Below are 13548 nucleotides of genomic sequence, written 5' to 3'. Positions count from 1 at the left end.
GCGCGGGGGGGTCATGCTGTGCCCAGTCGACGACGAGGGGGTGGGCGTGGACCGGGTTGGTGGGGAGCTGCGGGCCGCGCTCGCGTGGCTGGCGCACCCGGTGAGCGTCGTGGCGCTCGTCGTGCTGCTGCTCAACGACCACGTCCTCAAGGACGCGTACGGCACGTGGTGGACGGGCAAGCTCTCCGACGTCGCCGGCCTGGTGCTCGCGCCCGCGCTGCTCGCGGTCGTGGTGGCCGCCGTGCGCGCGTGCCGGGGTCCGCGACCCGTCCCCGCGCACCCGGGTGTGCTGCCGACGGTCGTCGTGGGCGCGGGCTTCGCGGTGGTCAAGGCGACGGCCGTCGGCGCCGCGCTGGCCTCGGCGGCCTGGACCGCGGTCGCGGGGCCGAGCGTCGTGCTGCGCGACCCGACCGACCTGCTCACGCTGCCCGCGCTGGGCGTCGCGTGGTGGGTGGCCCGCGCGTCGGCGTCGCCCCGCCGGGTGCGCGCGGCGCGGGCGTGGCCGCTGGTCCTGCCGCTCGCGGTGCTCGCGACCGCGGCGACGTCGAGCATGGGGCCCGTCGGGACCATGACCGTGGAGGCGCGGGACGGCGCGGTCCTCGTCGGCACGGGCTGGTCCCGGACGGAGCTGACCGAGCTCCACTCCACCGACGGGACGACGTGGACCAGGCTGGACCCGTCCGACGCGCCGACGCCGACCGGTCCTGCGGCGCCGAGCCCCACCGCGGGCGCCGAACCGTCGTCCGCGGCCTCCCCCGGGCCCACGGACGACATGATCCGCTGCGTGCCGGCTGATCCGACGACCTGCTTCCGCCCGGCGACCGAGGCCGCCATCGGCGTCGACCGCAGCGACGACGCCGGCCGGACGTGGCACGCCGACTGGGCGCTCACCGACGAGCAGGTCCGCGCGCTCGACGAGCGCTGGGAGGACGCCGCGCGGCTCGGCACGCGCGGGGTCGCGGTGCTCCCGACCGCCACCGGGTTCCGGGTCTACGCGGCGAACGGGGGCGACGGTCTGGCGGTCCGGCACGAGGACGGTCGCTGGGAGCGGCTGGGCATGACGTACCGGGGCGGCTCGTCCGTGCCGTTGCCGGGTGAGCCGCAGTCGCTCACCTACCCCGTCCCGCTCGGGGTGTTCGTCGGTGTGCTCGTCGTCCTGCTCGCGGTGGTGGTGGCCGCTCGTCGGCCGCGCCAGGCGGTCGGCCCGTCGCGGCGTCGCGGGGCGCGGGCGACCGGCGTGATCGCGGTGGTGATGGCGGGCATCGCGTTGCTGGTGGAGGCCTCGGGAGGCAGCCATCTCGACTCCAGCGCGCGGCTCACGCTGACCGGCGTGCTGGTCGCGGTGCTGCTCGTGGCGGCGGCTGCGCTGGCGCTCCTGAGCGTCGGGCTCGCGGGCCGCGGGCCGCGCCGGGGTGGACGCTCGTCGGTCGACGACGACGCGGATCTACCGCCCTACCCGCCCTCCACATGGGACCGGCCGGGAGAACCTACGCACTAGTAACTTACGGTCCCGTAGGTTACGCTGAGGCAGTGACCCCCGCTTCGCCCATCACGCTCTCGCCGATCCCCGACCTCACCGTGCCCGACGAGCCGCTCACCGCAGCGCTCGACCGTGCCGTCGCGGATCACGGCGACCGCATCGCCGTCGACTTCCTCGGGGCCACCACCACGTACCGCACGCTGGCCGACGAGGTCGCGAAGGGTGCCGCCGCGCTCGTCGCGCTCGGCGTGCAGCCCGGCGACCGCGTCGCCATCGCGCTCCCCAACTGCACCCAGCACCTCGCGGCGTTCTACGCGGTGCTGCGGATCGGCGCGGTCGTCGTCGAGCACAACCCCACGTACTCCGCCGACGAGCTCGCCCACCAGCTCGCAGACTCCGGCGCGACCGTGGCGCTCGTCTGGACCAAGGCCGTGCCCGCCGTGCTCGAGGCCCGCGACCGCACCGCGCTGCGCCACGTCGTGGCCGTCGACCTCGCACACGACCTGCCTCTGATCTCCCGGCTCGCGCTGCGCCTGCCGGTCGCCAAGGCCCGGCGCACCGCCGCCGCGATGCGCGGCCCGGTGCCCGCTGACGTCCCGCTGTGGCACCGCCTGGTCCGCGCGGCGAACCCGCTGCCGGCCGAGCACCCCCAGCCAGCCTCGTCGGACGTCGCGCTCCTGCAGTACACCGGCGGCACCACCGGCACCCCGAAGGCCGCGGTGCTCACGCACCGCAACCTCGTCGTGAACGCCGAGCAGGGCCACCTGTGGACCAAGCACCGGCGCGGGCAGGAGACCGTCTACGGGGTGCTGCCGTTCTTCCACGCGTTCGGGCTGACGCTGTGCCTGTCGTACTCGATGCGGATCGCCGCGACGCTCGTCGTGCTGCCGTCGTTCGACCCCGCGCTCGTGCTGGCCGCGCAGCGCCGCCGCCCCGGCACGTTCATCCCGGCCGTCCCCCCGATGCTCGACCGGCTCGTGACCGCGGCGGAGGCGGCCGGCGTCTCGCTGCGCTCGTTCACGCGCGCGATCAGCGGCGCCATGGCGCTGCCGGCCGCGACCGCGCAGCGCTGGGAGGAGGCGACCGGCGGGCTCGTCGTCGAGGGCTACGGCATGACCGAGACGTCGCCCGTCGCGCTCGGCAACCCGTTCGACGCGACGCGCCGCCCCGGCGCGCTCGGGGTGCCGTTCCCCGGCACCGAGGTGCGCGTCGTCTCGCAGAGCGACGTGACGGTCGACGTGCCGCCCGGCGAGCCGGGCGAGCTCCTGGTCCGCGGGCCGCAGGTCTTCACCGGGTACTGGAACCGGCCCGACGAGACCGCCGAGCAGCTCGTCGCCGACGGCTGGCTCCGGACCGGTGACGTGGTGCGCGTCGACGACGACGGGTTCGTCCTGCTCGTGGACCGCATCAAGGAGATGATCGTGACCGGCGGGTTCAAGGTGTACCCGTCGCAGGTCGAGGACCACCTGCGCACCATGCCCGGCATCCAGGACGTCGCCGTGGTCGGCGTGCCCGGCGGGGTCATGGGCGAGTCCGTGGTCGCCGCGCTCGTGCTGCGCGACGGGCACGACGTGGACCTCGCCGCCGTGCGCGAGTGGTGCGGGCGCAAGGTCGCGCGCTACGCGGTGCCGCGCCGGATCGTCGTGCTGCCTGACCTGCCGCGCTCGCAGGTCGGCAAGGTCCTGCGCCGCGTCGTCCGCGACCAGGTGCTCTCCCTGCCCGCCACCTGACGCCCGTGCCGGCCTTGGCGACGGCTGGTCGCGGTGGGCATCCGGGGCCTGAGCGGACGGCCGTTCGGGCGGCATCGACGGATTCGCTCGTCCGATGCCTGCACGAAGCGGCGACGGCCTGACAGAGTTCGGCCGTGCCCCTTCTCCCCGCCTCACGCGTCCCGGCGCTCGTCGCCCTGGGCGGGTTGCTGGCAGGCGGGATCAGCGGAGCGTTCGCAGCCAGCGCACTCGCCGGGAGCGAGCCGGCCGCAGGGCCCGCAGTCCCCACCGCGATCGCCGCCCCGCGCTTCACGGTGCGCTACGACCCGCAGCACGTGCTCGGCGACCTGCTCGAGGCGCTGCGCCCGGTCGACTCGTACGCGTTCACGCTCGCGCTCGACCCGCAGGCCCCCGAGCTCACGGGCGCCGCGATGCGCGACGACGACCGGTGGGACCTCGTCGGCCGCATCGAGGAGGACGGCACCGTCACCGAGCTGCGCCTGATCGGCGACGACGCCTACGCGTTCATCTCCGGCCTGACCGACGGCTTCGGCCGCACGTCGCGCGACGAGCCCGGTGACCCGTTCGTCGCCGCGTACATCGACTCGTTCGGACCGGCCGAGCTCGCGACGACCCTCGCCGAGACGCGCGACGCGGTCGTGTCCGTCTCCGCTGGCGGCGCGTCCGTCGAGCTCGACCAGGTCCCCGCGCAGCCGTTCGACGTGGTGGTCGACCTGCGCCGCGCAACCGGCGCGATGGGCTCGCGGTTCACCAGCGGCGCAACGACGAACGCCTACGCGATGATGCGCCTGTGGATCGGCCCGGACGGGCTCGTCCGCCGCTACACGGAGCCGAAGACGTCTCTCCAGGTCGACTTCACGCGGTGGGGCGAGGACGTCGTCATCGAGGCCCCGGACGACGCCGTCGAGCTGGACCTCGGAGGTTGAAGGAGCGCGTCGGGCGAGTTCGTGCGGTCCCGCTCGCCCGCTATGATGGCGACTGCCGACCGCGGCCCGACGTCCCTGGACGCCGGTGACCGGCGGTTCGTGCGGGTGTAGTTCAATGGTAGAACTTCAGCTTCCCAAGCTGATGGCGCGGGTTCGATTCCCGTCACCCGCTCCCTCGTCGTCACAGGTCAGAGCGTTGTGAACGCCCGCTCGAACCGCACCTCGACTCGCTGCCTGTCGGCTCGCGCCATAGCGCCTTGAGTGCCGCGCGCTCCGCCGCCAGACTGGGCCCTCGGCCCGGGCGGGCCGAGGGTCATCGGTTATCAGGACACGCGGGTCGAGGGTTCGACTCCCTCCCGACGCTGATGCGTGGGTAGCTCAGGCAGGCAGAGCAGCGGGCTCCGGCGGCCGCCACCATGCCCGCCCGGGCCTCGCCGTTCCCCGTCACAGCGCGGTTCGCATATTCCCTCGTCGCCCGCTATGTAGACCCCTACACTCGCCGACGACAACAGAACACACGGAGAAAGCTCGGGTGGGCCGGCGACTGTCGGTTACCACTCCTCATGGCCAGGTCGCGGGTTCGAGTCCCGCCGTCACCTCGGTGGCGTAGCTCAGCAGGTAGAGCAGGACTCCGGCGTCATCACACGCCCACCCGAGCTTCTCCGGAGCGGGCCGGAGCGTCTTCGGTTACCTGGTGAATGGCAGTTCGGGTTCGACTCCCGGCCCCTCGGGGTACTGCCCGGTGTCGCACGACGCCGTTCCGGAGGCCACCCACATGCCCGCTCCACACGTCGGCGGTGGTGGCGGGCCGGAGCGGATCGGTTACCTCCCTGTCACGGAAGCCCTCGCAGGAGGGCAACCCGGTTCGCCGGGTCCACCCGGTTCGCGCACCACGCCTGCCACCGCCCCGACGCCCTACTGAAAGGAACTCCGATGGACGTGCTGCGCACGCTCGGACTGCGGCGCACCCCGCAGGGCGAGCGGGCCGACTCCCGCCAGCGGCTCAACGCCGCCGGCGGGTACACCTTCGTGCTCGACGACGCCGCACGGCTGCGGCGCTTCCTGACGCTCGGCGTGGACGGCGGGACCTACTACGCCGCGCCGCGCGAGCTCGCGCGGGAGAACGCCGAGGTCGTCGGCCGCATGGCGCACGAGGACCCCGAGACGCTGGTCCGCACCATCGTCGAGGTCTCCGTGCGGGGCGCAGCGCCCAAGCAGAACGCGGCGCTGTTCGCGCTCGCGTACGCGGCGTCGGTGCCCGAGTCGGCGCAGCTCGCCCTGGCGGCGCTGCCGCAGGTGGCACGGACCGGGACGCACCTGTTCCTGTTCGCCGGCTACGTCGAGCAGTTCCGCGGCTGGGGTCGTGGCCTGCGGCGCGCGGTCGGTTCCTGGTACACCTCCCGGGAGCCCGACGCCCTCGCCTACCAGGTGGTCAAGTACCGCCAGCGTGAGGGCTGGTCGCACCGCGACCTGCTGCGCCTGGCGCACCCGACCTCGGCGGTTCCCGAGCTGCGGGCGACGTTCGACTGGATCGTGCGCGGCTCGGTCGGCGACGCGACGCCGGCCCTCATCGAGGGCTTCGTCGCGGCGCAGACGGGCACTGACACGGCGACCTGGGTCAGCCTGGTGCGCGAGCACCGGCTGACCTGGGAGATGCTCCCGGACGCGGCACTCGGCGAGACCGCGGTGTGGGACGCGCTGCTCGACGTCGGCGTACCGCAGACGGCGCTCATGCGTCAGCTGCCCCGCCTGACGCGGCTCGGGATGCTCCCGGACCTCGGCGGGAGGACCGACGAGGTCGTGGCCCAGCTGGTCGACACCGGGCGCCTGCGCTCTGCGCGCGTGCACCCGGTGAACGTGCTGGTCGCGCAGCGCACCTACGCGTCCGGCCGTTCGGCGCGCGGCGGCGGGCAGTGGTCGCCGAGCCGCAAGGTCGTCGACGCGCTCGATGCGGCGTTCTACCGGGCCTTCGGCACGGTGGAGCCGTCCGGGAAGCGCACGCTGCTCGCGGTCGACGTGTCCGGGTCGATGGGCTCGCCGATCTCGGGGCTGCCGATCACCGCACGTGAGGCCTCGGCCGCGCTGGCGCTCGTGCAGCTCGCGACCGAGCCGTCCGCGACGGCGGTCGGGTTCACGTCGCGGGCCACGAACGCCGGTGGGAACGACTGGTTCGACACGGCGCTCAAGCCGCTGCGGATCTCGCCGCGGCAGCGGCTGGACGACGCGCTGCGCGTCGTGGACGCCATGCCGATGTCGGGGACCGACTGCTCCCTCCCGATGCAGTTCGCCACCGAGAAGGGGCTGAAGGTCGACACGTTCGTCGTCTACACGGACAACGAGACGTGGGCGGGCAAGATCCACCCGCACCAGGCCCTCGCCGAGTACCGGCGTCGGTTCGGGATCGCCGCGAAGCTCGTCGTCGTCGGGATGACGGCGACCGAGTTCTCGATCGCGGACCCCACGGACGCGGGGATGCTCGACGTCGTCGGTTTCGACGCCGCCGTGCCCTCGCTGATCACGGAGTTCGCACGTGGGCTCTGACGGTTCGCGCGACGATCGTCGGCCCGCCAGGGGCGGCACCGGCAACGGTGTCGCCCCTCGGCGGGGCACCCGGAGCGCCGACCCCCTGCGGGCCGCTCCCGTGCGGGGAGTCTCCGACGCCCGCGCCGCCCGCGCACGCGAGCTCCACCGGCAGGCGGCAGAGGCCGACGAGCTGGCCGCCCGCTGCCGGGCCGAGCGTGACCGTCTCATCACCGGCCTCCGCGCGGAGGACCCCGCCCGCTGGAGCTACTCCGCGCTGGCCGCCGCCGTCGGCTGCAGCCGCGAGCTGATCGCCCTCGTCACCAGACGCTCCAGGTAACCCCTCCAGGCGTGAGCGGGCGGGTTCAGGCCTCTGGCTCAGGGGCCGCGAACCCCCGGAAGACCCCGTCAGGATCCGCCGCGTCGGCGAAGTCGAAGAAGTCCATGTTGGCGAGCGCGAGGTTCACCGTGATCGGCTCCACCTCTCGCGGCACCGCCCGGAAGGTCCGACCCACCTGCTCGTTGTGCTCGCTGAGGTCGACGAACACGATCGTGTGGTCGATCATCGTGCGGGCGTCGGCGACTGCGAGCAGCGAGAGGTACCCGGCGCGAGGCAGCAGCGCCAGGTCCTCCGGTGTCAGACCATCCAGCTCGGGCGCCTCGACCACCTGCATCAACGCGCCGAAGGACTCGTCGTCAGCGGAGTCGTGCACCGCGGTCACGGCGTCGACCGCGGCCTGCCCTGCCGAGTCGTCGGAGTAGTCCGTGCGGACCAAGAGAGTGGACATGCCGTCCGACTCGGGTAGCCGCAGGGGCCGCGAGTGGCCCCCGGTCGGCGCCGTGCGGTTCGGCGACGACTGCGGGTCAGCGGAACCCGCGCACCCGGTGACCAGCGGGCCACCGACGAGCGCAACCGCCGTCACCCCCGCGACCCGACACGCCCGCACGGCTCCCCCTCCGCTGCCCAGGTCCGCACCCTCGGCGCGACCGTACCGCCGCGTGCCCGCCAGCCCGGGCGGTTCCGACGACGAGATCGTCGCCGCCCGCGACCTCACCGGACGGCCGCACGACCCCCATCGACCCAGCGGGCACTCCGGGTAAGGCGACGAGCGGCCGGAGCAGGTGCTGGGTCGGCAGGGTTGGCGCGGGCGACTCAGCGGACGCTCCGGGGAAAGCGGCTCAATGGCCGGAGCAGACGCTGCGTCAGCAACTGGGCCGGTCCGGCGGGGTGGGCGCGTACGCGAGTCAGTCGGGGCGGTCGGCAAGCAACGACTCGCACGCGACGCGAAGCCGTGCGAGCGGGTCGCCGATCGTGGCTCGGACGATAGCCGCATCGAGCTTGTAGTAGTGGTGTCCGATCAGGTCGCGCATCCTCGCGATGTCGGACCAAGGGACGTCGGGACGCTGACCTCGGAGATCGGCCGGCAGCGCCTTGACCGCCTCGCCGATCGTGAAGACGTGGAACTGGATCGAGGCCAGCGCGAGACCCGGGACCTCGTCGTCATCCGTGTGCCGCTGCGCCGCAGCATCGGCCCGGTCGATGGCGTCGATCGCGAGCAGGATGTCGCCCAGCCTGTGCCGGATCGAACCGCTCACAGCGGCACGGCCTCGGCGAGAGCCGAGTCGGCGACGTGCGGTGCCAACGCGCTGGCTGGCGCGACCTCGACCCGCTCTGCGAGGAGTGCCGACAGCTCGTCGGCGATCGCCGCGAGTGGCAGCAGACCGCGCGCGTGGACGTCGAGGTCGACGAGCAGGTCGACGTCGGACTCCGGGCCGTCCTCGCCCCGCGCCACCGATCCGAAGACCCGGACGTTCGACGCGCCGTGCCGGTGAGCGATGCGGCGTACCCGGTCTCGGTTCGCGCGGAGCTTCGCCATGCGCGGCGTACGAACGTCGAGATGACGCGGCGCTGCCGCGGCGCTCAGCTCCAGCCGCGCGCCCATCGCCGCCAGGAGTCGGTCGAGTGTCTCCACCGACGGCGAGCTGGCGCCCGACTCGTAGCGCGAGACCGCGGGCTGCGATGTCCCCGCCCGCGCCGCCAGAGCATCCTGACTCAGCCCCGCGGCTTCGCGGCTGGTGCGGATGAGCGTGGCGGCGTCCATGCGGCGATCATACTGCTAGAGGTATGACGTGGGAGAGGCGCCGCCCGGGCGCGTTGGCCTCGACGACGAGCTGTACCCGCCCAGGACCGAGGAGCGAGACCCTGCAGAGGGGCCCTACAGGGCGATCCCGTCGCGACGCTTGATGGGCAACCAGGTCGAGAGCGATGCGCCGAGACTCGAGCGCATCCGTTCCCCGAACACGCAGAGTGTCTCCTCCCACGGATGCCCGAAGGTCCCTTCGGACAGGTCCGGGGTGAGGAACGCAAAGTAGTCCCCGTCGGGATACACCGGCACCTGCCACTCCGCACGCCATGTCAGTGCCTGCGCGGCAGGTCGGAACCGGTAGCCGGGGTGCTGCCAGTCGAGTACCACGAGCTCGTCCACGTCCGGCAGCGCCCAGACGAACGCTCGCAGCGCCTCGGCATTGATGGCGTCGTACGCCGCACCCCGGGGCGCTCCGTCGTCGATCACGCTGAGGTCGAAGGTCAGTGACGGGACGGGTTCACGGATCGCGGGCCACGCCTCGGCATCGACGCCGGCCCTGAAGCTGAACCGAGCGTCGAACAGGGTCCATGCCTCGCCGTACGCGGCAGGATCCAGTTCGACCCATGCCGCCGTCGGCGGCGTGGCGAATCGTTCACTCACACGCCGAACCTAGCGGCACCCGAGCAGGCCCGGGCCCGACGGCGCGGGCGCGCTCGCCCGACGACCAGGAATGGTTCAGGCGCGGCAGTCCATGCTCAGCGCACGGATGCCGGAAGGCTCGTCGCTGGGTCTCACCGGCGACCCCGGGTTCGGCGGGGAGGTGGTGCACGAGCCTGCGGCTGCTCCGGCGAAGGCGGGGATGGCCGGAGCAGGTGCTGGGTCGTCGGGGTGGGGGCGGACGAGCCTGCGGATGCTCCGGGGAACGCGGGTCGTGGCCGGAGTAGGTGCTGGGTCGGTGGGATCGGGGCGAGCGACCCAGTGGATGCTCAGGGGAACGCGGCCAGAGGCCGGAGCAGAGGCTGGGTCGTGGGGTGGGGGGTGAAAGAGCGGGGGGTGAAAGAGCGGGTGGTGACGCGCGGGTGACGGGGGCGAAACGGTCGGGACGTGGGATGGGTCCGTTGCGGCCGCCGACCAGGGAGCGACGTCATGGCACGCGAGAAGCAGGGCATCAAGGTCTCGATGCGCACCGGGACCGTGGGCGACCCGCCCGTCGGTACGCCCGTGCCCGGCGGGGCGGTGCCGGGCGGGGCGGTCCCGGGCGGGCCGGTCCCCGACGGGCAGGCGCCCGACGGCAGCGGACCCCGCGCGGACTTCGAGGGCCGCGGGTCGGTGCCCAGCCTCGACCTGGAGGACCTGGGGCTGCAGGTCGAGATCGGCCTCGCCCAGGTCAAGGAGGTCCTCGAGGACCGCGTGCGCGCCACAGCGCAGGTGTTCACCACCCTGACCGCGGTGCGCAAGGACCTGGTGCAGTACATCCCGATCGTGCCCGAGCAGCTCCCGGCCACGCTCACGGGCCGGTTCGTGAACCCCGACGGCTCACCCGCCGCGCTCGTCGCGATCCACGCGCTCCCGCCGCAGGGACCGGCGTCGTCGGGGGACGGCACCGCCTACCAGCAGGTGCTGCCGTGGCCGAACCCGGAGACGCGCACGGACTCGCGTGGCGCGTTCCGGCTCGCGCTGCCGTCACGTCCGCTGCCCGACGACGGGCTGCGCCTGCTGATCCGCGGCGGCAACCGGATCGTCGAGTACGGCCTGCGGCGCATCGACCTGCTCGCGGGCAACGGGAACGTCGGGGTGCTGCCGCTCGAGGAGATCGTCACGCCGTTGCCGCGCAGCGTCGTCGCGCAGCTCGGTGACGTGATCGTGCCGACCGGTGAGGACGACGTGCTCGGCGACCCGTCGGAGTTCGCCGAGCCGGTGCCGATGTTCACGCTCGGGCAGGGCGACTGCGGGCAGTCGTTCCGGTCCAACGCGGGTGTGGTCGACCGGTTCCGCTACTCGATGCTCGTGCGGCTCGTCGCGCCGCAGCTGAGCAACCGGCGGCTCGCGTCGCGCCTGTCGCGCGGCGACCGGACGTTCGCGTCGCTCTCGGCGAGCACCGTCGGCCTGGGGCGCTACCTGGGTGCGGGGCAGATCGCGGAGGCGATGGGCGAGCTCGGGTCGTGGGAGATCGTCGAACGGGTGCCGATCGAGCAGCCGATCGACGTGCAGGCGTACCTCGCGCGCGTCGAGACGGACCCGCGCTCGGTGCCGAAGGCCGCGAGCCTGGGCATGGGCTACGTCGTGAAGATGCACCAGACGTGGATCCCGCAGGGGTTGTCGCTGGGTGACCTCGTGTACTCGCTGCCGCTCGCCCCGGGTGAGCAGCAGCGGATCGCGGTGTCCGACGAGCGCGAGACCCTCTCGGTGCGCGACTTCGAGTCGATGACCGCCGAGGAGATGCAGACCTACAACGAGCAGGCGGACTCCTCGACGAACGCGGTGTTCCAGTCGGCGTTCGACGAGTCCGCGCGCGGCGGCAGCCGCATGAAGGTCAACACGGAGTCCGGGAGCTTCGGGGGCGGGCTCGGCATCGGCGCGATGTTCTCGGGTGTCGTCGCGGGCCTCGGCCTGGCGGGCGGGTACTCGGACTCGACGACGACCGGGTCGACGTCGAGCTGGCAGACCGCGAGCCGGGACTACGTCTCGAACGCGTCGCAGGACTTCCACTCGAGCCTGGGTCGGCAGGCGGCGGCTCGTCGGCGCTCGTCGCGCACGAGCGTGCGGCTCGCCTCGTCGTCCGAGCGACGCGAGGTGGTCACGAAGGTGATCACGAACCACAACCACAACCACGCGCTGACCATGCAGTACTGGCAGGTCCTGCGGCACTTCGGCGTCAGCAGCCAGGTCGACGACGTGCAGCTCGTGGCCTTCGTGCCGCTCGAGCTCGTGCAGTTCCTGCCGTCGTTCCAGCCGCGCTCGCTCGCCACCGGCAGCTACACGCGCTCGCAGCTGATCGAGCGCTACGACGGCCTGCTGCGCCACCACGACGTCATCGAGCCGCGGATCAGGTTCCGCCCCGAGCTGGTGCGCGGCCTGAAGGTGCTGCGCTCGCTCGCGGGCAACCCGACGATGACCGTGCAGGCGTCGTCGGGCAGCGCGTCCGACATCGTCAACCTGACGATCACGGGCACGTTCCTGCCGTTCGAGGACCTGTACGTGACCGCGGTGTCGAACACGGGCGCGCGCGTCGGGCCGGTCAAGATGACCGCCGCGAGCGCGTCGGTCACGACAGGCCTGGCGACCAAGGCCGCGCTCCTGCAGAACCTGCGCGACCGGCGCAACGGCGCGTTCGAGACGCGGACGGCGGCACTCACGCTGCCCGACTACATCGCGCGCAGCGAGCTGTCACGGTTCGAGTTCTCGCGCACGTGGCGCACGTTCAGCTACAAGACCGACCCGTTCGCGGGCATCGACCTGGGCTCTCTGACGAACCTCTTCGACATCCTGCGCAGCCTCGACGTCACGATGAACGCCGACGAGCTCGAGCGTGAGCTGGGCGGTCCCGTGGTCGCCGACCCGACGGCCGTGATCGGCCCGCTCGACGTCATCGAGGCGTACAACGGCGCGGGCGGCACCGAGCGCATGCCCGTCGTCATGCCCGTCGCGGCCAAGCGCCTGCCGCCCGAGCTGTCGTTCGCGGACCTGCTGCGCATCGAGGGGCTGCTGCAGCACGTCGTGCAGAACACCGTCGCCTACTCCAAGGCGGTGTGGCAGTCGCTCACGCCCGAGGAGCGGGCGATCATGCTCGAGCAGTACACGATCGGCGTGCCCGCCGGCGGGATCCCCGACGCGTCGCAGCAGGTCCCGCTGCTCAACTGCGTCGCCAACGAGGTGATCGGCTACTTCGGCAACGCCGCGCTCATGCCGTTCTTCATCCCCGCACCGCTCGCCGAGGAGGCGGGGTTCACCTCGCGCGACGTGCAGGAGGCGCTGCTCAAGTTCCACCGGCAGGCGTTCGTGCCGCCGCAGTCGTCCATCACGCTGCCCGCACGCGGCGTGCTGGGCGAGGCGGTGCTCGGCTCCTGCGCGTCGAGCGAGAAGATCGACCTCACGCGGTTCTGGAACTGGCAGGACTCCCCGGCCGACGAGGCCGAGAAGACCGCCGACGTCGCGACCGCGTTCGGCAGCGGCAACCAGCTCGTCGGGCCGAACGGCGCCTCCGGGCCCGCGACGCTCGAGTCGAGCCCGATGATCACCATCAACCAGGGACCCACGGCGCTCACCCCGGCCGAGCTCGCGACCGCGCTCATCGCGTCGCAGCCCACGACGAACCTGCCCACCGACCTCACCGGGCTCACGCAGCTCGCGGCGCAGGCGAAGGTGCAGACCGAGACCACCGCCGACTCCCTGAACAAGACGATCAGCGAGGCGTCCGGGCTGGCGAAGGCCGCCATGACCGCCGTGACGGGTGCGATCGGCGCCAAGAACGACAAGAAGGACGCGTCCACCACGCCCGGCACGGGCACCACACCGGGCACGACACCTGGCACGGGCACCACACCCGGCACCGGGACCACGCCGGGCACCGGGACCACGCCGAGCACGGGGAGCGGTGGCGTCGTCGACGGCGGCACCGCCCCGACCCTGTAGCCCGACGACCCCGACGACCCGCAGAGCCACCCCACCAGCGGAAGAGACCACGATGTCCGAGCCGACGACCAGCACGACGACCCCCGCGGCCAGCACGGCCGAGGACCGGGCGATCGACGCCCTCACCCGGATCCTGGACGCGGCGATCGCCCCCGACATGCTCGAGGCGCAGC

At 73.0% G+C, this 13548-nt stretch carries 9 protein-coding genes and 1 tRNA gene; 6 read left to right on the top strand and 4 right to left on the bottom strand.

Features of this window, described 5'->3' with window-relative positions:
* The first annotated feature begins 46 nt into the window (after positions 1–46).
* The 5 genes from CWIS_RS17850 (at position 47) to CWIS_RS16520 (ending at position 6677) form a co-directional block, all read left to right on the top strand.
* A complete protein-coding gene (locus CWIS_RS17850; protein WP_156186702.1) occupies positions 47–1498 on the top strand; it encodes a hypothetical protein in 1452 nt (483 codons plus the stop codon).
* Positions 1468–3210: an AMP-binding protein gene (locus tag CWIS_RS16535; RefSeq protein ID WP_082156557.1), complete on the top strand. Its 1743-nt coding sequence runs from the start codon at positions 1468–1470 to the stop codon at positions 3208–3210. Before CWIS_RS17850 ends, CWIS_RS16535 begins: the two co-directional genes overlap by 31 nt.
* Positions 3211–3344: 134 nt before the next feature.
* Positions 3345–4136 carry a hypothetical protein gene (locus tag CWIS_RS16530; protein ID WP_048344435.1) on the top strand — a complete coding sequence of 264 codons (792 nt, stop codon included), beginning with the start codon at positions 3345–3347 and terminating at the stop codon, positions 4134–4136.
* A 101-nt stretch (positions 4137–4237) separates the two neighbouring features.
* A tRNA-Gly gene (locus CWIS_RS16525) sits at positions 4238–4308 on the top strand.
* 761 nt (positions 4309–5069) lie between these two features.
* Positions 5070–6677: a TROVE domain-containing protein gene (locus CWIS_RS16520; protein WP_048344434.1), complete on the top strand. Its 1608-nt coding sequence runs from the start codon at positions 5070–5072 to the stop codon at positions 6675–6677.
* 344 nt (positions 6678–7021) lie between these two features.
* On the opposite strand, the gene CWIS_RS18525 is transcribed toward CWIS_RS16520, so the two are convergent.
* From CWIS_RS18525 to CWIS_RS16495, 4 genes are all read right to left on the bottom strand, one after another.
* Positions 7022–7444, bottom strand: a complete 423-nt coding sequence (locus CWIS_RS18525; RefSeq protein ID WP_156186701.1) for a hypothetical protein — start codon at positions 7442–7444, stop codon at positions 7022–7024.
* Between the two features lie 457 nt (positions 7445–7901).
* Positions 7902–8252, bottom strand: coding sequence for a DUF86 domain-containing protein (locus tag CWIS_RS16505; protein ID WP_053071797.1), 351 nt, complete (start codon positions 8250–8252; stop codon positions 7902–7904).
* Positions 8249–8758: a helix-turn-helix domain-containing protein gene (locus CWIS_RS16500; protein ID WP_048344433.1), complete on the bottom strand. Its 510-nt coding sequence runs from the start codon at positions 8756–8758 to the stop codon at positions 8249–8251. Before CWIS_RS16500 ends, CWIS_RS16505 begins: the two co-directional genes overlap by 4 nt.
* Positions 8759–8872: 114 nt before the next feature.
* The gene (locus tag CWIS_RS16495) at positions 8873–9403 is read right to left on the bottom strand and encodes a DUF2716 domain-containing protein (RefSeq protein WP_082156556.1); all 531 of its coding nucleotides are present in this window, start codon (positions 9401–9403) and stop codon (positions 8873–8875) included.
* Positions 9404–9889: 486 nt separating this feature from the next.
* On the opposite strand from CWIS_RS16495, the gene CWIS_RS19115 reads away from it, so the two are divergent.
* The gene (locus CWIS_RS19115) at positions 9890–13375 is read left to right on the top strand and encodes a hypothetical protein (protein WP_048344432.1); all 3486 of its coding nucleotides are present in this window, start codon (positions 9890–9892) and stop codon (positions 13373–13375) included.
* Positions 13376–13548 lie beyond the last annotated feature (173 nt).

Origin of the sequence: Cellulomonas sp. A375-1 (genome assembly GCF_001040865.1) — a bacterium.
In the GTDB taxonomy this organism is placed as follows: Bacteria; Actinomycetota; Actinomycetes; order Actinomycetales; family Cellulomonadaceae; genus Cellulomonas; species Cellulomonas gelida.
This window is presented reverse-complemented; position numbering and strand designations above follow the sequence as displayed.

What these genes read in the sequence shown, in the direction of transcription:
- CWIS_RS19115 (WP_048344432.1), top strand. Translation starts at nt 9,890, where the DNA reads ATGGCACGCGAGAAGCAGGGCATCAAGGTCTCGATGCGCACCGGGACC.
- CWIS_RS16500 (WP_048344433.1), bottom strand. Translation starts at nt 8,758, where the DNA reads ATGGACGCCGCCACGCTCATCCGCACCAGCCGCGAAGCCGCGGGGCTG.
- CWIS_RS18525 (WP_156186701.1), bottom strand. Translation starts at nt 7,444, where the DNA reads ATGTCCACTCTCTTGGTCCGCACGGACTACTCCGACGACTCGGCAGGG.
- CWIS_RS16520 (WP_048344434.1), top strand. Translation starts at nt 5,070, where the DNA reads ATGGACGTGCTGCGCACGCTCGGACTGCGGCGCACCCCGCAGGGCGAG.
- CWIS_RS16535 (WP_082156557.1), top strand. Translation starts at nt 1,468, where the DNA reads ATGGGACCGGCCGGGAGAACCTACGCACTAGTAACTTACGGTCCCGTA.